This is a genomic window from Sphingobium sufflavum (genome assembly GCF_021403115.1).
Taxonomy (GTDB): Bacteria; Pseudomonadota; Alphaproteobacteria; order Sphingomonadales; family Sphingomonadaceae; genus Sphingobium; species Sphingobium sufflavum.
Window position 1 is genome coordinate 102124 of record NZ_JAJSSH010000008.1, and the last position, 23635, is coordinate 125758.

Below are 23635 nucleotides of genomic sequence, written 5' to 3' on the forward strand. Positions count from 1 at the left end.
GGCGGGGCCTCCCAACCGGGAGCGCCCCGCTTTTTTGTGCGCTCGGCGGAGGCGTGGCGGAGAGGCAAGGTTGCCTATGCCGCCAAGGCCCTAAACCAACACCCTGCGCGCCGATCAAAGACACCCGTCATTGCGAGCGCAGCGAAGCAATCCATGCGGCATGACGCCCTCTGGTTACTGCGCTACGCTAGCAATGACGAACCGGGTTCCTCCAACATAACGCCATCGGCAGACCACCCACCCGTCACACCCTCCGCTTGCCTCCTGCTTACCCCGTCACACCCACCGCCACCTGCCCCCCCACCGCCCACGAACCGTTCCCCCATCACGCCCAACCGCAAAAACCATCATTGTGATGATACAACATTACGTTTATCGAGGCCCGACTCATTCAGGGAGCCATTATGCCGACTTTCCACCGGGCCACGGAATTGCACGACCTCCGCCCTGCCCACCCCGCGACCTCAGCCCGCCCCACCAACCTCGCCCGCCGCCGCCGCCGTATCGCCTCTGGCGCCAGCACCCTCGCACTCGGCACCCTCACCCTCGGCGGCCTCAGCCTGCTCCTGCTCACCCCCGCCACCCCGGCCCGCGCCCAGAGCGACCAGACCGCCCGGACCGGCAGGACACAGCCCACCCGCACCGCGCACAGCCATGACGACGGCGCGGAGATCATCGTCTCCGCCCCCATCCGCCAGAGCGAGCGGGACGTGCTGTCGGGCACAACCGTCGTCACCGGCGAGAAGCTGGAGCGGGATCTGCGCTCCACCATCGGCGAGACACTCGCGCGCCAGCCCGGCGTCTCCGCCAGCAGCTTCGGCCCCAACGCCTCCCGCCCCATCCTGCGGGGCTTTCAGGGGGAACGGGTGCGCGTGCTGAGCGACGGCATCGGCTCCATCGACGTGTCCAACACCTCGGCGGATCATGCCGTGGTCATCGACCCGCTGCTGGCGGAACGGGTGGAGGTGATGCGCGGCCCGGCGGCCCTGCTGTTCGGATCGTCGGCGGCGGGCGGCGTGGTCAACGTCCTCGACCGGCGTATCCCCCGCGCCATGCCCGAAAACGGTTATCGCTTCGACGGCATGGCCACTTATGGATCGGCGGCCAGCGAGCGATCCGTCGGCGGCACGGCGGATGTCGCGGTGGGGCCGCATATCGTGCTGAACGCCAATGGCTCCTATCTGCGCACCAGCGACCTGCGGATCGGCGGCCATGTCCTCTCCGCCCCCGCGCGGGCGGCGGCGCTGGCGGCGGCGGCCGGCCCCACGACACCGGATGACCCGGATTTCGCCGCGACCGCCAGCCTGCGCGACCGCCTGCCCAACAGCGCGGCGGAGACATGGACGGCGGGCTTTGGCGGCGCGGTCGTCACCGACACCGCCAATGTCGGCATCGCCTACAGCCATTATGACAGCCTCTACGGTGTGCCCATCCGCTATGCGACCGCATCGGGGCAGGAACAGGAAAGCCCGCGCCTGTCCGTCGTGCAGAACCGCATCGACGTGCGCGCCGACGTGGCCATGGGTGACGGTTTCTTTGAACGCATCCGGGTGCGCGGCGCCTATGCCGCCTATCGCCATTATGAACTGGACGAGGATGGCGCCATCGGCACCACCTTCAAGAGCAAGGGGCTGGAGGGGCGCGTCGAGCTGGTTCAGGCCCATCGCGGCGGCTGGACCGGCGCATCGGGCGTCCAATATTTCAACCGCGCGTTCAAGGTGGCGGGGGACGAGGCCTTCCTGCCCAACAACCTCACCAGCCAGGTCGGCCTCTTCACCCTCCAGCAACTTGACCTGGGCAAGCTGAAGATCGAGGGCGGCCTGCGCTATGAGAAGACGGACCAGCGCGCCACCGCCGACGGCGGCACCGGGCGCTTCTTCGACGGGCGGCGCAGTTTCGATGCCGTCTCCGGCTCGGTCGGCGCCTCCTATGCGCTGGCGCAGGATGTGCGGGCGGGCCTGAACGTCTCGCGCACCGAACGCGCGCCATCGGCGGAGGAACTCTTCGCCAACGGACCCCATGCCGGAACGCAGGCCTGGGAACTGGGCAATCCCGATTTCCGGGTGGAAAAGGCCTGGACGGTGGAGGCGACCCTGCACATCCACAAACCCGGCTTCGGCTTCGACGCCTCCGTCTATCATAGCTGGTTTGCCGACTATATCGGCGAAAATCAGGTGGATCAGGGCATATGCGAGGCGGCGGCGGCCCCCAGCGGGCGCGATGTCGACCTGCCCTGCTTCCAGTTCCGGCAGGGCCGGGCGCGCTATTATGGCGCGGAGGCGGACATGACCCTGCTGCTCGGCCGGGTCGGCGGCTATGCGCTCAATCTCGATCTGGTCGGCGACTATGTCCATGCCAGCGGTCGCACCGACGGCACCGACAACAGCCCCCTGCCCCGCATCCCGCCCGCACGGCTGCTGGGCGGGCTGGAGGCGCAGTCCGACCGGCTGACCGGACGGGTGGAGGTGGAGCATAGCTTTGCCCAGAGCCGCATCGCGCAGTTCGAGACGCGGACCGACGGCTATACGCTGGTCAATGCGTCGGTCAGTTGGCGGCCGGTGGCGGACAACGGCAAATTCTCGCTGCTGCTGTCGGGCAACAACCTGTTCGACGTGGACGCCCGCCGCGCGTCGAGCGTCCTGAAGGACTTCGCCCCGCTGGCCGGCCGTGACATCCGCGTCACCGCCCGCGTCGGCTTCTGATCCCACGGCCAGTCGGACTGGCGGAGCGGGGAAGGCTGTCCCCCTGCCCGCCGGTTCGGCCGGCGAGGAGGAGGAGGAGGCCTTCCCCTCCCCGCATCGCCTTTTGACACCCCGCCGGTCCGGGCATCGGGCTGGCGGGGCTTGGGCGTGCGAGGCGTGCGAGGCGTGCGAGGCGTGCGAGGCGTGCGAGGCGTGCGAGGCGTGCGAGGCGTGCGAGGCGTGCGAGGCGTGCGAGGCGTGCGAGGCGTGCGAGGCGTGCGAGGCGTGCGAGGCCAGACGGGTTGCTGTCAACGCCGTCAACCCCGCCACCGCGTCATTACGCGCATAGCGAAGCAATCCACTGCGCCACCCGACAGATTACGTCACCACGCTCGCAATGAGGCAGCCAGTCGTCTCAATATTGGAATCACAACAGATGCCCCCATCGTCACCCCGGACCTTATCCGGGGTTCCGCTGCCTTCCGCCAAAATCTCCAGAGGAGCAGCGCGATATGCCATCCGCCGCGACACCCCGACAAAAATCCGCCTCCCGTCAGCGCACCCGCGCGACCGGCCCGAAACACCCCGAAAAATGACAAAAACCGACGCCAACCCGCCCAAAAGGCTTCAATATCACCCGACTTAGGCGTTACCGACCACCGCCGAACGATGCCCCGGCATCACCCGGCCCATCATGATCCGCGCGGAACAGAGCGCGCAATCGAGGCTGCTCGCCATCCCACTGCCGTCCGCAGCCTCGCCCACGCAAGGCCGCCATTGCCGCGTCCCGTCGAACAGGCCCAGCAGCAGGCGCTCATCCTCCGACAGCCGATCCGGCTCACCCGTCGCCAGCCCACGGCCCAGCGCCGCCTCCCACAGTGTCATGACGCTGTCCAGCACGGGGGCCAGCATACCGCAGTCGTGCGGGGACAACAGGCCGAACAGGCAGGGCTGCACCGCCGCCCCCGCATCCCGCGCCTCCCGCCAGCAGCGTGCGGCCTGCACCAGCAGCTCGGCAGGCGGGATCGGCGGCGTGCTGGGGGCGGCCTCAGTGGGGAAAGGTGTTTTGGCGGCAGGCGCCCTGGGGATCGACGCTGCGGGGACGGATGCACCGGGGGCAGCTTCGGCGGGACCATCTCCGGCACGGACAGGTCCAGTGGGGACAACGCCAGTGAGAGCAGGCCCAGTGAGCATGGATGCGCCTCGGACAACGCCAGCAAGACCCGGCGCACGGGGAACGGATGCACTGTGGATGGATGCACCGTGGATGGATGCACCGTGGATGGATGCACCGTGGATGGATGCACCGTGGATGGATGCACCGTGGATGGATGCACCAGAGACAGACGACGCCGAAACAGAGGCCGGGGGTACAAAATGGCGTGTCATCATTCAGTCCTTTCAGCCCCTGCCTCGAAACTCTGCCCCGCCGTTTATTGCGAATCATTCGCAAATGCCAGCCCTAAAATGGCCTCCCCCGCCAACCGCCCCCTTTCCCGTCCAACCGACACAGGTCCGCCCAATCAGCACAAGCTTCCCCGACCCTAAAAACCGGATAGCGAAAAAACAGCCTTTTGGTTGGTTATGTTGAAAACCGGACAGGATTCCGGGAAGGCTGAATTCAGCCTGAAATGACCAGATTATGGGAAATCTGGAGCGGGCGAAGGGATTCGAACCCTCGACCCCAACCTTGGCAAGGTTGTGCTCTACCCCTGAGCTACGCCCGCTCTGACGCTGGACGAAGTCGATGACCTCGTCGGGTGAGGCGGGCAACTAGCAGCGGTTTTCCGGGTCGGCAAGCACAAAAGACAGATGATAAAACATGGGGCAAAGATTCCGCCCTTTCTCTTGCACTCCACCGCTCCGTCCCCCCATATGCACGGCCATGCGGGCGCTGCCTCACGGTGGCCCCGCGCACTGGATTATGGGAGACTGACGTGGCGACCTTGGGCCTGGGTGAGCAAGAGAAGCAGGCAATCGCGGAATTCCGCCGCGATGTGGTGGAGCCGTCACAGAACGCTCTCGTCATCGTGGATTTCTGGGCGGAATGGTGCGGCCCCTGCAAGCAACTTGGCCCGGTTCTGGAGAAGGTCGCGGCCGACTATTCCGACAAGGGCGTGATCCTGCACAAGGTGGATGTCGACAAGAACAAGTTCATCGCCAGCCAGTTTCGCGTGCAGTCGATCCCGACCGTCTACGCCGTGTTCCAAGGCCAGCCGGTTGCCGACCTGACGCAGGCGCGCACCGAGGGACAACTCAAACAATATCTCGACCAGTTGCTCTCCCAGTTGCCCATCGAGAGCGATGCAAGCCGACAGGCGCAGGACATTGCGCCCCTGATTGCCATGGCGGAGGACGTACTGGCGGGCGGCGAGGCGGATCGGGCGCTGAGCATCTATGCCCAACTGGCCGACATGGCACCGGACAATACGGAAATCATCAGCGGCCACGCGCGGGCTTTGATCGCGCTGGGCGAGATCACGGAAGCGACCACCCTCCTCGATTCGCTGGATGCGGACCTTGCGAAGGATGCCGCGATCGTGCGCGCCCGCGCCGCGCTGGACATCGCCGCCAATGCCCGGCCTGTTGCAGACCTCTCTGCCATAGAAGCCCGCGTTGCGGCCAACCCCGACGATCTGGACGCACTCTTCGAACTGGCACAGGGCCGCATGGGCAATGGCGACCATGACGGCGCTGCCGACTCATTGCTGGACAGCATCGCGCGCGACCGAAGCTGGAACGAAGGCGCCGCGCGCAACCAACTCCTTATCCTGTTCGAGGCTGTCGGCCTGGAAGATCCATGGGTCGCGGCGCAGCGGCGACGCCTGTCTTCCATCCTCTTCGCCTGATCCGCAGGCGACGGGGATGACCCGGACCAACCCGAGCACCACACGGCGCCTGTCCATCTTCCCGCTGGGCGGCGCGATCCTCTATCCACGCATGCAATTGCCGCTGCACATCTTCGAGCCACGTTATCGAGCGCTGGTGAGCGATGCGATGGCGCGGGACCAGCGAATCGGCATGATCCAGCCGCGCGGCCCCGGCGATCCACCCGCCCTGTTCGACATCGGCTGCATCGGTCGTATCGGCGAGATAGAGGCGCTGGAGGATGGCCGCTTCAACATCGTGCTGGAGGGCGAGGCCCGCTTTCGCTTGGTCCGCGAACTGGACGTGACGACCGCCTTTCGTCAGGTCGAGGCGACGGTCATGACCGACGAACAGGATGATCCCGGCATATTGGCATCGAGCGAACGGGCCGCGCTGGAATATGAATCGCGGATTTTCGCGGATAAGCTAGGCTATAGCGTCGATTGGAATGCGGTCGGACGGCTGGATGACGAGACGTTCGTTAACGCCATCGCCCAAATAGCGCCGTTCGACGACGCGTCCAAGCAGGCCCTGCTGGAGGTCGATAGGCTTAATGAGCGCAGCGAGATGTTGATGCAACTCATGCAGTTCCACGGTCGGGGCGACACATCGGGACAGACGCGCCTGCAATAGGCATTTCAGAAGGATACGCGTGCCAAAGCCAACGCTAGGGCCAGTGCGCTATCCCGGCCTTAGAAAAAATTCTCCCACACCAGTTTCCCGGTCAATATCAGCGAAATGGTGACGAGCAATGGTCGGATCACCCGCGCACCGAAACGGATCGCCACATGGCTTCCGATCCACGCCCCCGCCATCGCTCCTACCGCCATGACCAGCCCTAACAGCCACAGCACATGCCCACCCAGCGCAAACAGGACCAGCGCCGCAAAATTGCTGGTGAAGTTGAACAATTTGGTATTGGCAGCGGCACGGGTCAGGCCCATGCCGCGCAAGGCAACCAAGCTGGTCGAATAGAAACTGCCCGCCCCCGGCCCGAAGAACCCATCATAGAAGCCGATCCCACCCGCCAGCGGTGCATAGGCGCACCATCCCAGCCGATCATGTGAATCATCGTCGGTCATGCGGGGAGAGAGCAACACATAGGCAACAACGCCAATAATCAGCAGCGGCATGACCCGGCCCAGCACCGCGTTGGAAACGCTCTGAACGGCGAGCGCGCCGGCGAAAGCCGCTACAAAGATCAACAACACTGTCCAGACATGCCCACGAAAATCGACGAGGCCCGTGCGCGCAAAACGGTAGCAGGACATGGCAACGCTGAAGCTGGATTGCAGCTTGTTCGTGCCCAGCGCCGCGAAAGGCGGTATTCCCGCCGCCAATAGGGCCGGAACGGTAATCAGCCCCCCACCCCCTGCAATCGCGTCGATGAACCCCGCCGCCGTCGCCGCCACGGTCATCGCGGCATAGATATCAATGCTCAGGGCAATCATCGCAGGCAACCCCAGTTCAGACCATTTCCCCCAACAGAAGGCGGGGACGCGGCCCGGACTCACCTCTGGCTTCGGCCATGAACATGGTCTTGAGTGGTTTGAGGCGCTGAACCGACGACAGGCCGACACGGCGAATGGCGGAGGCGGCACGCCCCGGCACATCGAACAGACGCACCAGCCCATCCATAATCACCGTCACGCTCATGGCGTCCAATGCGCGCCAACGCTGATAGCGGTCGAGCAACTGTGCATCCCCCGGCTGCAATCCAATCCGCATGCCCTCGACCAGCACCTCGCACAGGGCCGCCACATCGCGATAACCAAGATTGACCCCCTGCCCTGCGATAGGGTGAATACCATGGGCAGCATCACCCACCAGCGCCAGCCGGGTGTCGGTAATCCGCGCCGCGCGGTGGAAGCCCAGCGGATAACTGGACATCGGCGCGGCCAGCGATATTTCGCCAAGGAAATCGCCCATCCGCTTCTTCGCCTCGTGCAGCCAGGCTATCTCACCCAGCTTCAGCATGGCAGTGGCGTGTTTCTCCGGAACGGTCCAGACAATGGCGGACCGAGTACCAGGCAACATGGGGAGGAGGGCAAACGGCCCATCGGGATAGAAAATCTCATAGGCCACATTATCGTGCACATGCTCATGGTTGATCGCGGTCACGAGCGCCCGCTGCCTATATTCCCATCGGGCGATCCCTATACCCGCCGTTTCACGGGTCGGACTGTTCCGGCCCTCTGCCGCGACATGCAGGGATGCGAAAATATCCGTCCCGCTGGCGAGGATCATTCGAACCCCGTCAAGATCGCGCACGACGGACACGGCCTTGTCCGGCTGAAAACGGGTGAGGTTCGCCTCCTGCGTGGCCGTGGCATCGAGAGCCCGGCGCAGTTCGCGATTCTCGACCATGAAGCCCAGCGCCCCATCTTCAGCATCCGGCTCGAAATCCAGCGCACCACCGCTAAGGCCCTCGCTGACCCAGATCCGGTCGATGGGACAACATAGCCCTTTCAACCGGGGTGCGATGCCCAGTGCCTCGAACATCTTCCAACTGGCACTACCGATCGACGCAACCCGGCCATCGAAACCGGGGGCGAGGACCGCCTGGGGGTCTGCTGGATCGACGACTGCTGTGGCAAGGCCGTGGCGAGAAAGAGCGATGGCGAGGGTCAGGCCCACCAGACCACCGCCGGAGATGATGACGTCGAACCGCTGCATGCCGGCTGTCTACGCCGCTTGGAGCGACAAGGGAAGCGGCGGTTATCCTGTCGTCGGCGGCTGCCGGCGATCAGTCCGTGTCAGCGGCCCGCCGCACCCCGAAAACGGTAGCTGGCGGCACATTGCGTAAAATGGTGCCGATACGCTCAATACGCAGATCCAGATTCTGGATCACTGGGCGCCGAAAGGGAGAACGCGGCGAATAGGTGAACTGGATGAAGGCCCCGCCGGGCGCGAGAAGACGAAAAGCCTCGCTGAGAATCGCCTCCTGCTGTACGGGGGTGAATGCCAGCATCGGCAAGCCACTGATGACCGCCTGATAGGCACCCTCACCCCCGGCCGCCTGCTCGCAGATCGATTCGGCGGGATGCTGAATAATGCGGACGCCATGGAATCCAGCGTGAAGCTCGCGAGCGAGTTGCTGGTTAATCTCCACCACTTCCAGTCGGTCGCGCGGGAGGCCCGTAGCCAGTATCTCGCGCGTCAACGCACCGGTGCCGCCACCCAGTTCCAGAACTGGGCCAGCATTCGGGTCGATCTGCGCCGCCATCAAACGTCCGAGCCATGGGCTGCTGGGAACGATCGACGCGGTTTGACGCGGCTGACGGACCCATGCCTTCAGGAAACGGATATAATCGGATGCACTGCTGCGAGGCTTGGCATGCGCGTGGCCGGTCATGATCTCGCTTGGACTGTTACGGTTACATGACCGGTCCTAGAGCATTTTCGCGAAAAGGGGAGAGCCGTTTTGCTCCGTTGGGCGAATATCGCCCAAATCGTCCGGTTTTCGGCCACTCGAACGAAAAATCCCCCGGCAGCGGCGATTGCCGCGACCGGGGGATTGAACCGAAGAATAACGCTGGCCGACCCGCAGATCGGGCAATGCGACTTCGTTAGAAGGAGGTCCAGATCGTCTGCTCGTCCGCGCCCGCCATCCGGGCAAGCTGATCCGTCACGCCGTCCAGCATCCGATTGCGCAGGCTCTCCAGCGTAATCATGTCGATTGCACCTTCCATCGGACGAGAGCGCAGCAGGCGCGCGATATTCTCATGCCGTTGCGCCAGTTCGTCGATGCTTTGCAGCAACTCACCATGCGTCTGGACGATGCGAATGTCGGAACAGAACGCCGCCGCAACCTCTTCCAGAGCGCCGCGAATGATGTCCAGTTCCCCGGCGACCAGCGAGAGGATCAGGTCATCGACCTGCCCATCGTCGCCTGTTGGCTCGCCGCATGGTGGGAGTGGACCGCCAAGTGGCGGCCCCTCATCTGTATGTCTTTCCTGATGCATCAGGCGGCAGCCTTATCGAACGACGCATTTTCGAGGATTGCGGCACAGAGCGCATCCAGGGGAAGCTGGCGAATGGTGGGGTCTTTGGCGATGACCGCGTCGATCACTTCTCGCACCAATGCGCTATCCGGCGTCTGGCAGAAAGTCTGTGCGCCCGATATCTTCAGCGCGCCCATTCCCATCGCGCCATCTTCGCCCATACCGGTCAGAATAGCGGCGATTCCCCGCGCACCGGCCGTTTTGGCCAAGGCTGCAAACAGCAGGTCAGCGGACGGACGGAAGCCCTTCACCGGATCGCGCGGCAACAGGCGTAACGTGCCGCCTGGCCAGCGATCGACGACGACATGCGCCGATGGGTCGGCGGCGACATAGACGATGCCCTGTTCCAGCTTCTGTCCATCCTCGGCCAGCTTGACTTCCGGCGTGATCGTCTTGTTCAGCTTGGACGCGAAACTGAGCGCCAACCCCTCCTCCATCTGTTGCAGAATGATCGTGGGCGGACAGTTGGGCGGATAGGATGCCAGACATTCCATATAGGCCTCGACGCCACCGGTCGAGGCCGCCATCGCAACGATGGAACCATTCCACTTGAAACCCGCATCGGCTTCCACCGGACGGGCGGCAGGACGAGGCGCAGGCTTCTTCACATTGGACTTGGCGGCCGCGACGACCAGCTTGCACAGCTTGTCGGAAATCTTGTCGAACTCATCGGGCGATGCCTGCTTGGGCTTGGGAAAGCAGTCGATCGCGCCCAGTTCCATCGCGCGCAGCGATATCTCGGCACCCTTTTGCGTCAGGGTCGAGAGCATGATGACCGGCATCGGGTTGGTGGTCATGATCTCCTCCAGGAAATCAATGCCATTCATGCCGGGCATTTCGATGTCGAGCGTGATGATGTCGGGCTTGAGCTGCGCAATCAGATCGCGCGCCTCATCCGCATCGCACGCGCTGTCCAGCACGATGATGTCACTCGACTTCTCCAGCGCGGACGTGAACAGCGCACGCATGGTGACCGAGTCATCGACGATGAGAACCCTTGTCTTCTCCGACATCTTACTTTCCCTTTAATAACTGCGACTGCCGAGACATTTGACCGATAACGATGGTGCGCGGCCTCAATGGGCGACGCGACGCACCGCAGCGGCCAGCTTTTCCGGGTCGAACGGCTTAACGATCCAGCCTGTCGCACCCGCATCCCGCGCGCGTTTCTTCTTTTCGTCCGAGCTTTCCGTGGTCAGGACCAGGATCGGACGATCGATGTGCCGGGAACTTGACCGCACCTTTTCGATGAGGCCAAAGCCGTCCAGGCGCGGCATGTTGATGTCCGTGATGATGACATCGGCACTGTTGGTTTCGAGCCATTCAAGCGCCTCGACACCGTCCTCTGCCTCCGCCACATCATAGCCGCGCTCCAGGAGTGCGACCCGCAACAGCGCCCGCATGGAGCGACTGTCATCGACCGTCAGGATTTTCGTCGTTTTTTCCATGGTCCGTCCTCGACCCGCCCTTATTTAAAAGAATTCCACATCGCCCACGGCCTTGACCGGTATGGGCGTCGGTTTGGCAGCCGGAGCCGCCGCACCATCGACATGCCGGCACCGGGCCTTGCCCAACGCCGCCAGAAAATCCACCCGCCGGGCGTTTGAACCGCCAACGTCTCTGTGGGTGATGATAATATTCTCAGTGTTGAGAAATCGTTCAGCTAGTTCGGAATTTCTTTGTCCGATCGGCTGCATATTTTTATGGATGTTGCCACCCCCGTAAATATGGGCCTTCATGCGCGACTTGGCCGCGCCCTGCTTGAGCATCTCGTTGATGAGAAGCTCCATCAGATAGATGCCATAATGGGTGTCGGCATTGGTCTGCGACGAGTTTGGCTCAGCCAGCAGAAAGTGATTCATGCCGCCCACGCGAGCGATGGGATCGAACAGGCAGGCCGCGATGCAGCTGCCCAATACGGTCGTCAGAACGACGTCCGACTGGTCCGTGGTCTCAACCATGCCCTGCATGACCGTCACACGCGACCTTTGCGGCGCCGCCTGGAGTTTGGGGTCCATATACATCGATCAGGCCGCCACCAGCTCAAGCGCCTTGTCGGCGATTTTGGAGAGATTGACGACATAGTCCGCCGCCCCCAGCTCCACCGCAGCGCGGGGCATGCCATAGACGACGCAACTGGCCTGATCCTGCGCAATGGTCCGGCAACCGGAATTGCGCATGGCAAGCAGACCCTTCGCACCATCCTGTCCCATACCGGTCAGCAGGATGCCTACCGCCTGTCCCTGCATCGCCTCGGCGGCGGACAGGAACATCGCGTCGATGCTGGGGCGATGGCCGGAAACGAGATCGCCAGGACGCATCTTGCAATAGAGGCGGCCCGGAGCGCCACGCACGGTAAAGTGCCGGTCGTTGCCCGGAGCGATATAGATATGGCCGCGCTTGATCGCGATATCGGAGTCGGCAAGTACGACTTTGGGTGCGCACAGGCTGTCGAGTCGCGCCGCCATGGCAGGCGCGAACTGGCCATTGATGTGCTGCACGATGACGGTCGGCGGGCAATCCTCCGGGAAGCGACGCAGCAAATTGCTGAGCGCCTCTACGCCGCCTGTCGAAGCGCCGATGGCGATGATCGCATCGCCGCCGCTGCTCCGCGCGGAGGTAAGCACCATACTGGCCTGCACATGTGCCGTTTGCGACTTGGCGGGTGCCGCGGCAGTCGCCACCGACGCATGCCCACTCACCTTCACCTGCGCCGCCTCTCGGATCAGATTGGCAAGGCGGCCACCGTCGGCGGTGACGAGATCAGTCGCCACACCGGTCGGCTTAGCATAGCAGTTGATCGCCCCCAGTTCGAGCGCGCGCACCGTCGTCGACGTGCCCTCGCGCGTCAGACTGGACACGATGATGACCGGCATCGGGCGCAGGCGCATGATCTTCTCGAGGAATTCGAGACCGTTCATGCCCGGCATTTCGATGTCGAGCGTCACCACGTCGGGATTAAGCTCCCGGATCATGCCCCTCGCTTCTACCGCATTGGCGGCAGCCCCCACGATTTCGAGGTCGCTCTCCCGCTCCAGCATGAGGCGCAGAAGCGCCCGCATGGTTGGGCTGTCGTCGACGATAAGAACCCTGATTGCCATTATCGTATCTTTCGGTAGATCGTCTTGCCAACAAGTTCGAGACGCGCCGCAGCAGGCCCCGAAACCCTCTCACTATGTCCGATGTACAGGTAGCCACCGGGGATCAGCTGGTCCGCAAAGCGCGCCACCAGATCATCCTTCGTCTGCTGATCGAAATAGATCATGACGTTACGGCAGAAGATGGCGTCAAATGGCTTTTTCATCGGCCATGGCCCCATCAGGTTGAGCGATCGGAAGCGGACAAGCTCCCGGATCGGATCGGCAATGGTCCCTCCCCCCTTGCCGTCTTCCTTCACCCACAACGCCCGGAGATTGGGAGGTACGGGCGCCAGCGCGTCGGCATCATAAACCGCCTTGCGCGCCTTCACGAGCACATGGTCGGCCAGATCGCTGGCCAACACGGCCAGATCGGAGGTCAGCAAGCGCCGCGCCTCCAGCTTGTCCGGACCCAGCAGAGTCATGCACAGGGAGAATACCTCCTCCCCGCTGGACGATCCTGCCGACCACAGCCGCACCGATTGCTTGGCTGCCAGCTTGCGGAGCAGGTCCGGACGCGTGGTTTCCAGGAAATGGTCGAAATGATGGTCTTCGCGAAAGAAGGCCGTATGGTTGGTGGTCAGCGCGCAGACCGCCTTGTGCCGCTCGGCGGGGTCAGCCTTGAGCTTGCCGATATAGGCACTGAAAGTGCCCAGACCACTGTTACGGACAAGGGGAGCGAGCCGGGAATAGACCAGCGTCGACTTGTTCGGCGGCAGCACATTGGCCGACACCTCATAGACCAGTTCCCGCACCGCCGCGAAATCACGAGCCGAGTAGATATGCTCGCTGATACCGGGAAACGGTACGAACTGGTCGAAGGCCTCGTGCTTCATGCCGCCAGCCTCACGCCGCCATTGTAGGACACGGCCGAACCGACGAGCGTGTCGACATCAAGGATCAGCGCGACCTTGCCGTCGCCAAGGATGGTCGCACCCGCGACGCAGGGAACCGGGCGATAGTTGGTCTCAAGGCTCTTGATGACAAACTGGCGCTGGTCGAGGATTGCGTCGACCATCAGGATAGCCGAACCCGCATCTTCCGTTTCGACGACGATCAGCACGGCTTCCTCCGGCCGCAGCGCAGCACCCTGCGCACCAATCGGCTTGGCCAGTTCGATGATGGGCAGGAAGGTGCCGCGCACGTCAAGCATGTTGCGGCCATTGCCCATCGAGCGCAGGTCGCTGGTCGAAGGGCGCAGGCTCTCCACCACATGGGTAAGCGGAACCACCAGAGTCTGGTCGCCAACCTGGACGATCATGCCATCCGAGATCGCCAGCGTCAGCGGCAGCGCCAGCGTAAAGACGCTACCCCGGCCCGGGTTCGACTGGATGGTGATACGACCGCCCAGATCTTTCACATTCTGCCGCACCACATCCATGCCGACGCCGCGGCCGGAGATGTTGGAGACGACGGCAGCAGTCGAAAAACCGGGAGCGAAAATCAGATTGTCGATTTCCTCGTCAGTGAGTTGTGCGTCGGGCGCAATCAGCCCCTTTTCGACAGCCTTGGAGAATACGCGCTCCCGATTAATACCGGCACCATCGTCTGCGATGGAGATGAGTATCTTGCCGGAACGATGCTCCGCCGAGAGCTTGACGACGCCCTCCGGCGACTTGCCGTTGGCGATGCGCGTTTCGGTGCTTTCGAGGCCATGATCGATGGCGTTGCGGATGAGATGGGTCAGCGGCTCGCCCAGGCGTTCCACGACCGTCTTGTCCAGCTCGGTCTGCTCACCGGACACTTCCAGACGAACGCGCTTGCCCGTCTCCGTCTCCAGTTCGCGCACGATACGCGGCACGCGGCTGAACACCGAACCGATCGGCTGTGCGCGGATCGACATGGCGCTATCCTGCAACTCGCGGGTCAGCTGGTCGAGCATACCGATTTCGTCGATCTGGCCGAGACCATGCTCGGAAAGGCTCTGCGCCATCATCGCTTGCGCGATTACCAATTCGCCGACCGTGTCGATCAGACGATCCAGCTTGGCGAGGTCGACGCGAATGGTCTGACCCGAAGCGACAGTCGCCTTGCGAGCGGCATCGGCAGCTGCATTTTCCGGCGTCACAGCAGGCTTTGCCGCAGGAGACGGCGCAGCGGCGACAGGAGTTGCCGGCGTCGGTGCAGCGGGAGCAGCCTTGGCAACAACTGCGACCGGCGTAGGTGCGGCAACCGGCGCAGCGACCTTTACCGGAGCGGCGGCTGGCGCGGCGATCGTCACAGGCGCAGCGACAGGTGCCACGATAGGCCGTTCCTCGCGGACGAGCTTTTCCGGCTCTGGCGCCATCATCTTCGCAAAGCCGTCACCCGCATCACCGCGAATGACCTCAAGTCCACAATCATCGCCGACAAAATCGAAGATGTCGCGGATTGCATCCTCGTCAACCGATGCGGGAACCTGGAAAACAAAACCGAGATAGGCATTGGCCGCATCGAAATCGGCCAGTTCGGGCACATGATTATGATGGACTGCGGTGCATTTGCCGCCGAGTGCCTCCAGTTCGCGCAGCAACAGCAGCGGATCACCGCCATTAGCCATCGCACCAGCACGGGGACGAACCAGCACGGTCCAGTCTGCGCTGTCATTGTCGGCCGGTGCAGCGTCAGATTCCGGTGCAAGGCTGGCTTCGGCAGCCGCCATTTCCGCATCGAACAACGCGTCGATGTCCAGTTCCGGCCCCATTTCGGGTGCCGCTTCAGCCGCTGACGATTCTTCCCCGCCAATGTCGCCCAGCAGGCTGTCCAGATCGAAGTCGAGCAGGATATCCTCGACGGGCGCGGGGATCTCCTCGGCTACCGGCGCTTCTTCCTCAGCCCCTTCACCCGCTTCCGCCCGAGCGGCCATCGCTTCCAGATCGGCACTGACAGCCGTATCGTCCGGCGTATCCGCCTCACCTCGCGCCGCACTGACATGATCGGTCAGCAAGTCGAATGCGCGTAACATCAAGCCATTCAGCGCCTCGCCGAGTGGCAACTGTCCTTCACGAACAAAGGACAGCACCGTCTCGAACTTGTGCGTGAACGCCTGGAGAGCGGTGAAGCCGAAGGCTCCCGCCCCGCCCTTGATCGAGTGGACCGAGCGGAAGATGCTGTTGACCGTTTCCGCCGATGCGCTGCCTTCGCGGCAGTCCATCAGGCCGGTCTCAGCGGCAGCCAAAGCTTCTTCGCATTCGAGGAAGAAGATGTTGAGGATATCGTCGTTGGTCATTGCACAGCACTCCCGGCCGACGGAAGGATGAGGTCGGAGAGGCCACACAGGCGAACAGCGGCGACCAGTTCAGCGGTCGGTTGCTCGACGGAGAAGGCCACCCCGGCCGTCGCTGCGGATCGCGCCGCGCTGGCCAGCATCTGCACGGCGCAGAGGCGAACCCGCGTCACGGCCGACCCGTCAAAGGTCAGCGCACCGACACCGGAGGCCAGAACCTCGGCCCCTTCATGGGCCAGGCTGGCGACGTTGGTGCGGTCGAGGTCTGCAGAGAGCGATATCATCGGTATGTCTTCCTATGTCCCCAAAGTTCCGACGGATCAGAACTCGTTCCAGTCTTCGTCCGTATCCATGCTGAGCGCGAGATTGCCGCTGGTCTGCGGACGGCGCGCGGCAGGAGCCGGTGCTGGTATATGCTGCGGTTTGTGCTGCGGTGCGCTGGGCGTGGCGGCGCGGGCCGCTGCGCGGGCGCTCCGCAACTGAAAGCGCGAGACGAGAGCGGCCAGTTCGTCGGCCTCGGCCGCCAGACTGCGCGCAGCGGCCGTGCTCTGCTCGACCATTGCCGCATTCTGCTGCGTCATCTTGTCCATGTCGGTAACGGCGCCATTGACCTGCTTGAGGTTCGTGGCCTGTGTCTCTGTGCTATTCGCAATGTCGGCGATCAGGGCGTTCACTTCCGAAATCTTGGTCACGATGCGATCCAGCATCTTGCCCGTCTCGCTGACGAGGTTAACGCCATGCGACACCTGGACGGAACTGGTAGTGATCAGCGCCTTAATGTCCTTGGCTGCGTCGGCGGACCGCTGGGCCAGCGCCCGGACCTCGTTGGCGACAACCGCGAAACCCTTGCCCGCATCGCCTGCTCGCGCCGCTTCGACACCTGCGTTCAAGGCGAGAAGGTTGGTCTGGAAGGCGATGCCGTCGATCACGCTGATGATCTGGCCAATTTCCTGGCTGGACTTCTCGATGGCATCCATGGCTGAAACCGCCTCGCTGACCACCTGGCCACCTTCGGTCGCGTCCTTATGAGCCGCGTTGATCGAACCGCGCACTTCAGCCGCACCGCGTGCGGTATCGCCGACCATGCCCGTCACCTGATCCATCGCAGCGGTGGTTTCCTCCAAGGAGGCGGCCTGCTGCTCCGTCCGGCGGGAGAGATCCTCAGACGCCGCGCGGATTTCCGTGGAACCCGCGTGAACACTCTGAGCCGAACCGGCTACCTGGCTCAGGCTGCGCTCCAGACCGGCAACCGTGCTGTTGAAGGTCAGTCGCAGGCCGTCATATTGCCCGGCGAACGGTTCATTGATCTGATAGGTCATGTCACCCGCCGCTACCGCCTCAAGGCCGGTGCCTAGCGCGCGCACAACATGCTCCTGGCGATCCTGCGACTCGTTCTTTTCCAGACCGGCCGCACGGAAAACGCCCATTGCCTTGGCCATATCACCAATTTCGTCGGCCCGATCCTGACCGATGATGGCGACGTTATAGTCACCGTTGGCCATGCGGTTCATAAGCTCCGCCGAATTGGAGAGCGGCTTGACGACGCGGCTGTTCAACATGCGGACGGCTGCAATCATCAGGCCAGCCAGACTGGCCATGACAATGCCGAGAATGACCAGCGTGGTCGCCAATACGGTCGTGGTGGCGGACTGGGCAGCCTCGGCATCCTTGGTCGCACTGGCGGTAAGCGCCGTTACGGCGGTTTTCTGATTGTGATAAGCCTGCGATAAGGCTCCGTAGGAGTCCATCTGCCCGGCGAAATCCTTGCGGGCCAGTGATGGAAGGAACTGACCGTCGATCACGGTCCAGAACTGTTTCGCCGACGCAGCGGTCGCGTCCAGGTTCTTGCGCGTTTCCGGCGACAGGCCCTGCTGCTCGAAATAGGCATCGCTCTTCTTGAAAGCGGCTTCCATCTGCTTCAGCGACTGGACATGCTCGGCTTCCGAACCGTCGCGCTGCATGATGAGATTGACCTTCAGCCACGGCTCCACGACGTAAAGTGCCGGCGTGGCGATGTCATTCCTCAGGTCGTCCATCAGTTTGTTCTGGGTGTCGGCCACACCGCCAACCCGGATCTGGTTGATGCCATAGCCGGAAACGAGCATCGCCACGGCCAGCGTGCCGACGAGTATCCCTGCACCGAGTTGCGTTTGCTTCTTGATGTTCACTTGATCCCTCGCGTCAACAAGGCCTTGGCGCGATGCTCACGACCGCTTTCAGGCACACTCCCATAACCCTCACCCCTTCCTGCGACAGAAGGTGGAAAAAAGGGGTTAACGCGGGATCAGGGATAATAAGAAACCGTGTTTCTGGTCAGATTTCGGCGGAAAACAGCCAATCGTGAAAAATGCGAACAGCCTTGTTTTCCAGTGCGCGATGGCGACACACGAAATAATAGCGGTACGGGCTTTCCACCTGATACTCGAAAAGCCGGGCCAGACGGGGATCGTGAGCGGATTCGAAATGACGCCCGAACATCACTGCCACACCAAAACCCTGAGCAACAGCCTCCAGCATCAACTGGCCCGAATCATAATGTTCGACCGCGCGTGGCTCCAGATCCGGTTCCCCGATGGCCCGTCGCCAGTCCTCGAACAGCATCGGCATGTCCCGATGGATCAGAATGGTTTCTTTCGCGAGACCTGCGGGCGACGTGATGGCATCTGCCCCCCTCGTTCGCTCCTTCGGCGCGATCAGATAGATGTCATCGCGACCCAGTTCATTGAAATAAATGGACATATCGACGTCGCGCGTCAGGATTATTGCCGCATCCAGACTGTCGCCCAACCGCGACATGGCGAGCGGGCTGGTGTCGATATCGACATGGAATTCGGGATAAAGCCGACGCAATTCCCCCATCCGTGGCAACAGGCTCTGGCTGGCGAAGAGCGCCAAGACGCCGAGCCGAAGACGCAGCTCCCGCCGCCCCTTCAAGACCGTGTCGATGGCCATGCCGAGAGCATCCAGTACGGGCGCGATCTCCGTCATCAGCTTCTGCCCGTCGGGGTTCAGTTCCATATGCTGATGCTTACGCTCAAACAGCGTCAGGCCGAGGTAACGTTCCAGCGCCTGTACCCGCCGACTAAGCGCCGGGGTAGACAGCGCAAGCTCCGCCGCGGCCGCCTTTACGGACCCTGTCCGTGCGACCTGTATGAACGCCTCTAGCGCGGTGAGCGGTGGCAGGCGGCGCATTCTCTTACTATTTCCCGATTCCCAGTACGCTGCACCGCACAAATATAACCAAAGCCGCTCAGTGTCGCCCGCTTTGTTGCAGAGTCACGCGGTTACGGACCCATGGGCCAATATTTGCGTTATGGAAACGATTGCCTATCTCTGACCTGAACGACATCGAGGAGAGCACCAGCGATGAGTGAGACGCTGACCAAGGGACGCCGGATTCAGGTCGCTAATGCCAGACCCGAAGACAGCGGCAGCGGCCTGGCCCGCCTGCCCGCCGGCGTCATGCAGGAACTAGGACTGGCGGAGGGAGACGTAGTCGAGATCATCGGCAAACGGTCCACCCCATCGCGCGCGGTCCTGTCCTACCGTGAGGACGAAGGACTGGACCTGCTCCGCCTCGATGGCCTCCAGCGCGCCAATGCCGGGGTCGGATCGGGCGATTTCGTTGAAATAACCAAGGGTGAGACCAAGGCTGCCCAGCGTGTCGTCCTCGCTCCGGCGCAACAGAACCTTCGCCTTCAGGGCAATCCCGATGCTTTGAAGCGCGTGTTCTCCGGTCGCCCCCTTGCGGCGGGCGATGTCGTCGCGACGGCGGGCCAGCAACAGGTCGATCGCGACAATATGCCACCGCAGTTGCGCCGGATGTTCAACGCTCCTGCTTATGCTCTTCAGGAAATCCGCCTGATTGTGGTGTCCACTACACCGCGCGGTTTCGTCCATATTGACGCCACGACAGAGATCGAACTGCGCGAGGAATATGAGGAAGCCCGCGAAAGCCGCCGCGCCGACGTGACCTATGATGATGTCGGCGGCATGTCGGAAACCATCGACCAGTTGCGTGAGATGGTCGAGCTTCCCCTGCGCTATCCCGAACTGTTCCAGAGGCTGGGCGTCGATCCACCGCGTGGCGTGCTGCTGCATGGCCCGCCAGGAACCGGTAAGACCCGCCTCGCCCGGGCCGTCGCCAATGAGAGTAACGCGGAGTTCTTCCTCATCAACGGGCCAGAGATCATGGGGTCCGCCTATGGGGAAAGCGAGAAGCGGCTGCGCGAGATTTTCGAGGAAGCGACGAAGGCCCAGCCCAGCATCCTCTTTATCGACGAGATCGATTCCATCGCCCCGAAACGTGGTCAAGTGCAGGGAGAGACAGAGAAACGACTGGTCGCGCAACTCCTGACCCTCATGGATGGTCTGGAAGCCCGCGCTAACGTCGTCGTCATCGCCGCCACCAACCGACCGGAAGCACTGGACGAAGCACTGCGTCGCCCCGGTCGCTTCGATCGGGAGATTATCGTCGACGTTCCGGACGAACGCGGGCGACGGGAGATACTCGGCATCCATACGCGGGGCATGCCTCTCGGAGATGGAGTCGATCTGGGCGAACTGGCGCGGCAGACTTATGGCTTTGTCGGCGCGGATCTCGCCGCACTGACACGGGAAGCGGCGATTGAGACGGTCCGCCGTTTCATGCCCCGCCTCAATCTAGAGGAAGGCACCATTCCTCCAGAAGTTCTTGACGACCTGAGCGTCACGCGCGAAGATTTCCTGTCCGCTATCAAACGCGTCCAGCCTTCCGCCATGCGCGAAGTGATGGTGCAGACTCCCAACGTCAGCTGGGGCGACATCGGCGGCCTGGATCAGGCACGATTACGATTGCAGGAAGGCATTGAGCTGCCGCTGAAAGATCCCGACGCATTCCGCCGCATCGGCATCCGTCCGGCGAAGGGCTTCCTGCTCTATGGCCCGCCCGGCACCGGCAAGACTCTGCTGGCAAAGGCTGTCGCGCGGGAGGCGCAGGCGAATTTCATCGCGACCAAATCCAGCGACCTGCTCTCCAAATGGTATGGCGAGAGCGAGCAACAGATTGCGCGACTGTTCGCCCGTGCCCGACAGGTCGCCCCAACGGTCCTGTTTATCGACGAACTGGACAGCCTCGTCCCCGCGCGCGGTGGCGGGCTAGGCGAACCGCAGGTGACCGAACGAGTCGTCAACACCATTCTAGCGGAGATGGACGGGCTGGAGGAATTGCAGTCGGTTGTCGTAATCGGCGCCACCAACCGTCCCACGCTGATCGACCCTGCCCTGTTACGACCGGGACGGTTCGACGAACTGGTCTATGTCAGCGTGCCGGATCGGGATGGGCGGCGCCGCATCCTCGGCATTCACACTGCCAAAATGCCACTGGCGGAAGATGTCGATCTGGACAACATCGCCGACCGGGCGCATCGCTTCACTGGTGCAGATCTGGAGGATCTTGTGCGTAGGGCGGGCCTACACGCCCTACGTGAATCGCTGGGCGTAACCCAGGTGACAGGGGAACATTTCGAAAAAGCCCTTGCCGACACGCGCCCCTCCGTCACAGAGGAAGCCGAGCGCGAATATGAAGCCATGGAAGCCACCCTCATGCAAAAAGCACGGTCAGCCGATCCCATTGGCTTCATCACCCCCGGCATGGTGACGCCCAAAGGTGGCGGCAAAGCCTGAACGACCCTTGGCCATGGGCCGAAATGGCCCATGGCTAATGGCATATTAATCCTTTTGCGGCATTCCCCGTTCAAACGGGAGAATGATAATGACGGGTATCGCATCGCAGGCCGTAGCCAAGCGGCTGGATTTCTACGGCATTGGCGCGCAGGACTCGGATTACCGGGCTATCGGCAAGTCGCTCGCAAAATATGCAGACGACGCGCTGGCCGGTTTCTACAAGACAGTGGAGGGTACGCCGGACGCCGCGCGTTTCTTTCCCAATCGCGAAGGCATGGACAAGGCACGCCGCGCGCAAAAAGACCATTGGGTGCGATTGTTCGCCGATGGCGTCACCGACCGCTATGTAGAGAGCGCGAACCGTATCGGCCGAGTCCACTCCACCATCGGTCTTGCGCCGGAATGGTATATTGGCGGCTACGCCCGCATCATGGAGCATATCGTTAGCAAAATGATGGCCCATGGCGCGGGTGCACTTTCACCTGCGCGGCGCAGCGCCGCGCGGCGGGCCGGAAAATTCATCAAGTTGGCGCTGCTCGACATGGACATCGCCCTGGCAACCTACACCGCAGCGGAGGAAGAGCGCCGCACTGCCGCCATCGAGAAGATCGGCAATGCCCTCTCCGCCATGTCCAGCGGCGATCTGACGGTTCGTCTCAGCGGCTTGCCGCAGGAATATGACCAGCTTCAGAACGACTTTAATTCGGCCATTTCGGGTCTCGGCGCAACGCTGTCCGGCGTGACGGACGGCGCGAGGTCCATCTCCACCGGCGCCGCAGAAATCCGCTCGGCCTCGACCGATCTGTCCCAACGCACGGAACAGCAGGCCGCAAGCCTGGAAGAAAGCGCTGCCGCGATGAACGAACTAACCAGCATGATCAGCGACACGACGCAGGCGATGGGCAACCTCAACGCCAGCATCGCACAGACACATCGCCAGGCCATCGACGGCGGCGAGGTCGTCCGCAACGCCATGGCCGCCATGACGGAGATTGAGAAAAGCTCCGGTGCAATTGGGAACATCATCACATTGATCGATGGCATCGCCTTCCAGACCAATCTGCTGGCGCTGAATGCGGGCGTCGAAGCCGCCCGGGTGGGCGAGCATGGCAAGGGTTTTGCGGTTGTCGCCAATGAGGTGCGGTCGCTGGCGCAGCGCTCGTCCGAAGCTGCCGAGGAAATCCGTAAGCTTATCCAGAGCAGTCTGGGTGAAGTCGAGAATGGCGTGCGCCTCGTGGGCGAAGTAGGCCAGGCCCTCAACGCCATCCTCAACCAAGTCGGCGAGAGCAGCGCGGTGGCAGAGCAGATTTCAGGCAGCAGCGTCGCGCAAAGCGAAAATCTCAAGCATATCAACGGCGCCGTCGCCGACATGAACCGCACCACCCAGCAAAATGCCGCCATGGTCGAGGAAAGCACTGCGGCCGCCCGCACCATGGCGGAAGAAGCGCAGCGCCTTTCGACCGCGATCGGCCGGTTCCAAGTGGACGCCGGTCCGGGTCATGGACAAGGCAGCTTCGCACGCGCAGCCTGATCATTTACTTGTCTCTACCTTACCACCCTTGGTCAAGGCACTGACTTGGGACTAGTAATAGCACCTCCTTCAGCCTATTCGCTTTCGGCGCGGCCCCACAGGGATACCGCACCGAAAAAATATGGAGAGGGAAACAGGTGCTGGAAGCCACGTTCAACGAGCGTTTGGGTGTCATTCAGACTGTAGCCCGCGGCATGACGCCCCCTGAAGAGTTGGACCTCTATGTTCAGGAACTGCGCCGCTTACGCGATCGGGAACGAACACGCGGCAAGCGGTTCCTGCATCTGGTGGATGCCCGCGAGGCAGCCGTGCAAAGCCAATGGGCCAGTGAGCGACTGAACAGGCACACATCCTCCGATGGGAGCATTCAGCTTCAGGACAGGACGGCTGTCGTCGTGAACAGTGCCTTGGTCAAGATGCAGGTCGCCCGGCTGACCGGGCATACCCAATATGCCTCCTTCACCGACATGGACGCGGCGATCGCATGGCTCACGGCAACGGCGGATTGACACCGCCTCCCTTGATGAGTTTGATCGCAAGAGACG

21 protein-coding genes and 1 tRNA gene are annotated in these 23635 nt (G+C 62.7%); 7 read left to right on the plus strand and 15 right to left on the minus strand.

Features of this window, described 5'->3' with window-relative positions; all coding sequences use genetic code 11:
* Window positions 1-404: 404 nt before the first annotated feature.
* Entirely contained in the window at window positions 405-2702 is a 2298-nt protein-coding gene (locus LWE61_RS12815) for a TonB-dependent receptor (protein WP_234150544.1), read from the plus strand.
* Window positions 2703-3323: 621 nt separating this feature from the next.
* Here LWE61_RS12815 and LWE61_RS12820 read toward each other — a convergent pair.
* The gene (locus tag LWE61_RS12820; RefSeq protein ID WP_234150545.1) at window positions 3324-3686 is read right to left on the minus strand and encodes a hypothetical protein; all 363 of its coding nucleotides are present in this window, start codon (window positions 3684-3686) and stop codon (window positions 3324-3326) included.
* Here LWE61_RS12820 and LWE61_RS20955 point away from each other — a divergent pair.
* On the plus strand, window positions 3603-4229 hold the full coding sequence (locus LWE61_RS20955; protein WP_407696232.1) for a Cys-every-fifth RiPP peptide CefA: 627 nt from the start codon (window positions 3603-3605) through the stop codon (window positions 4227-4229). The two genes, LWE61_RS12820 and LWE61_RS20955, sit on opposite strands and share 84 nt — an antisense overlap.
* 104 nt (window positions 4230-4333) lie before the next feature.
* Here LWE61_RS20955 and LWE61_RS12825 read toward each other — a convergent pair.
* Window positions 4334-4408, minus strand: a tRNA-Gly gene (locus LWE61_RS12825).
* Window positions 4409-4618: 210 nt separating this feature from the next.
* On the opposite strand from LWE61_RS12825, the gene LWE61_RS12830 reads away from it, so the two are divergent.
* Window positions 4619-5530, plus strand: a complete 912-nt coding sequence (locus LWE61_RS12830) for a tetratricopeptide repeat protein (protein WP_234150546.1) — start codon at window positions 4619-4621, stop codon at window positions 5528-5530.
* Window positions 5531-5546: 16 nt separating this feature from the next.
* A complete protein-coding gene (locus LWE61_RS12835) occupies window positions 5547-6182 on the plus strand; it encodes an LON peptidase substrate-binding domain-containing protein (RefSeq protein WP_234150548.1) in 636 nt (211 codons plus the stop codon).
* A 59-nt stretch (window positions 6183-6241) separates the two neighbouring features.
* Here the strand turns inward: LWE61_RS12835 and LWE61_RS12840 are convergent, their stop codons facing one another.
* From LWE61_RS12840 to LWE61_RS12900, 13 genes are all read right to left on the minus strand, one after another.
* Window positions 6242-7000: a TSUP family transporter gene (locus tag LWE61_RS12840; protein ID WP_234150549.1), complete on the minus strand. Its 759-nt coding sequence runs from the start codon at window positions 6998-7000 to the stop codon at window positions 6242-6244.
* Window positions 7001-7016: 16 nt separating this feature from the next.
* Window positions 7017-8225: a UbiH/UbiF/VisC/COQ6 family ubiquinone biosynthesis hydroxylase gene (locus tag LWE61_RS12845; protein WP_234150551.1), complete on the minus strand. Its 1209-nt coding sequence runs from the start codon at window positions 8223-8225 to the stop codon at window positions 7017-7019.
* Between the two features lie 70 nt (window positions 8226-8295).
* Window positions 8296-8904, minus strand: coding sequence for a class I SAM-dependent methyltransferase (locus LWE61_RS12850; protein WP_234150553.1), 609 nt, complete (start codon window positions 8902-8904; stop codon window positions 8296-8298).
* 214 nt (window positions 8905-9118) lie between these two features.
* A complete protein-coding gene (locus LWE61_RS12855; protein WP_234150554.1) occupies window positions 9119-9514 on the minus strand; it encodes a hypothetical protein in 396 nt (131 codons plus the stop codon).
* Window positions 9514-10566 carry a chemotaxis-specific protein-glutamate methyltransferase CheB gene (gene cheB, locus LWE61_RS12860; RefSeq protein ID WP_234150556.1) on the minus strand — a complete coding sequence of 351 codons (1053 nt, stop codon included), beginning with the start codon at window positions 10564-10566 and terminating at the stop codon, window positions 9514-9516. The genes LWE61_RS12855 and cheB overlap by 1 nt, the downstream gene beginning before the upstream one ends.
* Before the next feature lie 63 nt (window positions 10567-10629).
* A complete protein-coding gene (locus tag LWE61_RS12865; protein WP_234150558.1) occupies window positions 10630-11001 on the minus strand; it encodes a response regulator in 372 nt (123 codons plus the stop codon).
* A 24-nt stretch (window positions 11002-11025) separates the two neighbouring features.
* Window positions 11026-11577, minus strand: a complete 552-nt coding sequence (locus LWE61_RS12870; RefSeq protein WP_407696233.1) for a chemotaxis protein CheD — start codon at window positions 11575-11577, stop codon at window positions 11026-11028.
* A 3-nt stretch (window positions 11578-11580) separates the two neighbouring features.
* Entirely contained in the window at window positions 11581-12654 is a 1074-nt protein-coding gene (locus LWE61_RS12875; RefSeq protein WP_267961717.1) for a protein-glutamate methylesterase/protein-glutamine glutaminase, read from the minus strand.
* On the minus strand, window positions 12654-13526 hold the full coding sequence (locus LWE61_RS12880) for a CheR family methyltransferase (protein WP_234150562.1): 873 nt from the start codon (window positions 13524-13526) through the stop codon (window positions 12654-12656). Before LWE61_RS12880 ends, LWE61_RS12875 begins: the two co-directional genes overlap by 1 nt.
* Entirely contained in the window at window positions 13523-15898 is a 2376-nt protein-coding gene (locus LWE61_RS12885; protein ID WP_234150564.1) for a chemotaxis protein CheA, read from the minus strand. Before LWE61_RS12885 ends, LWE61_RS12880 begins: the two co-directional genes overlap by 4 nt.
* Window positions 15895-16179 (minus strand): STAS domain-containing protein, encoded by a 285-nt coding sequence (locus LWE61_RS12890; protein WP_234150566.1) that lies wholly within the window; start codon window positions 16177-16179, stop codon window positions 15895-15897. The genes LWE61_RS12885 and LWE61_RS12890 overlap by 4 nt, the downstream gene beginning before the upstream one ends.
* A gap of 36 nt (window positions 16180-16215) precedes the next feature.
* On the minus strand, window positions 16216-18063 hold the full coding sequence (locus tag LWE61_RS12895; protein WP_234150568.1) for a methyl-accepting chemotaxis protein: 1848 nt from the start codon (window positions 18061-18063) through the stop codon (window positions 16216-16218).
* Between the two features lie 145 nt (window positions 18064-18208).
* Window positions 18209-19087, minus strand: a complete 879-nt coding sequence (locus LWE61_RS12900; protein ID WP_234150570.1) for a LysR substrate-binding domain-containing protein — start codon at window positions 19085-19087, stop codon at window positions 18209-18211.
* 174 nt (window positions 19088-19261) lie between these two features.
* Here LWE61_RS12900 and LWE61_RS12905 point away from each other — a divergent pair, with 174 nt between their 5' ends.
* From LWE61_RS12905 to LWE61_RS12915, 3 genes are all read left to right on the plus strand, one after another.
* Window positions 19262-21559: a CDC48 family AAA ATPase gene (locus LWE61_RS12905; protein ID WP_234150572.1), complete on the plus strand. Its 2298-nt coding sequence runs from the start codon at window positions 19262-19264 to the stop codon at window positions 21557-21559.
* Between the two features lie 88 nt (window positions 21560-21647).
* Window positions 21648-23090 (plus strand): globin-coupled sensor protein, encoded by a 1443-nt coding sequence (locus LWE61_RS12910; RefSeq protein ID WP_234150573.1) that lies wholly within the window; start codon window positions 21648-21650, stop codon window positions 23088-23090.
* A 137-nt stretch (window positions 23091-23227) separates the two neighbouring features.
* On the plus strand, window positions 23228-23599 hold the full coding sequence (locus tag LWE61_RS12915; protein WP_234150581.1) for a hypothetical protein: 372 nt from the start codon (window positions 23228-23230) through the stop codon (window positions 23597-23599).
* The last annotated feature ends 36 nt before the right edge of the window (window positions 23600-23635 follow it).

What these genes read in the sequence shown, in the direction of transcription:
- LWE61_RS12890 (WP_234150566.1), bottom strand. Translation starts at nt 16,179, where the DNA reads ATGATATCGCTCTCTGCAGACCTCGACCGCACCAACGTCGCCAGCCTG.
- LWE61_RS12845 (WP_234150551.1), bottom strand. Translation starts at nt 8,225, where the DNA reads ATGCAGCGGTTCGACGTCATCATCTCCGGCGGTGGTCTGGTGGGCCTG.
- LWE61_RS12910 (WP_234150573.1), top strand. Translation starts at nt 21,648, where the DNA reads ATGACGGGTATCGCATCGCAGGCCGTAGCCAAGCGGCTGGATTTCTAC.
- LWE61_RS12850 (WP_234150553.1), bottom strand. Translation starts at nt 8,904, where the DNA reads ATGACCGGCCACGCGCATGCCAAGCCTCGCAGCAGTGCATCCGATTAT.
- LWE61_RS12875 (WP_267961717.1), bottom strand. Translation starts at nt 12,654, where the DNA reads ATGGCAATCAGGGTTCTTATCGTCGACGACAGCCCAACCATGCGGGCG.
- LWE61_RS12835 (WP_234150548.1), top strand. Translation starts at nt 5,547, where the DNA reads ATGACCCGGACCAACCCGAGCACCACACGGCGCCTGTCCATCTTCCCG.
- LWE61_RS12815 (WP_234150544.1), top strand. Translation starts at nt 405, where the DNA reads ATGCCGACTTTCCACCGGGCCACGGAATTGCACGACCTCCGCCCTGCC.
- cheB (WP_234150556.1), bottom strand. Translation starts at nt 10,566, where the DNA reads ATGTCGGAGAAGACAAGGGTTCTCATCGTCGATGACTCGGTCACCATG.
- LWE61_RS12900 (WP_234150570.1), bottom strand. Translation starts at nt 19,087, where the DNA reads ATGCGCCGCCTGCCACCGCTCACCGCGCTAGAGGCGTTCATACAGGTC.
- LWE61_RS12905 (WP_234150572.1), top strand. Translation starts at nt 19,262, where the DNA reads ATGAGTGAGACGCTGACCAAGGGACGCCGGATTCAGGTCGCTAATGCC.
- LWE61_RS12870 (WP_407696233.1), bottom strand. Translation starts at nt 11,577, where the DNA reads ATGTATATGGACCCCAAACTCCAGGCGGCGCCGCAAAGGTCGCGTGTG.
- LWE61_RS12840 (WP_234150549.1), bottom strand. Translation starts at nt 7,000, where the DNA reads ATGATTGCCCTGAGCATTGATATCTATGCCGCGATGACCGTGGCGGCG.
- LWE61_RS12885 (WP_234150564.1), bottom strand. Translation starts at nt 15,898, where the DNA reads ATGACCAACGACGATATCCTCAACATCTTCTTCCTCGAATGCGAAGAA.
- LWE61_RS12865 (WP_234150558.1), bottom strand. Translation starts at nt 11,001, where the DNA reads ATGGAAAAAACGACGAAAATCCTGACGGTCGATGACAGTCGCTCCATG.
- LWE61_RS12880 (WP_234150562.1), bottom strand. Translation starts at nt 13,526, where the DNA reads ATGAAGCACGAGGCCTTCGACCAGTTCGTACCGTTTCCCGGTATCAGC.
- LWE61_RS12855 (WP_234150554.1), bottom strand. Translation starts at nt 9,514, where the DNA reads ATGCATCAGGAAAGACATACAGATGAGGGGCCGCCACTTGGCGGTCCA.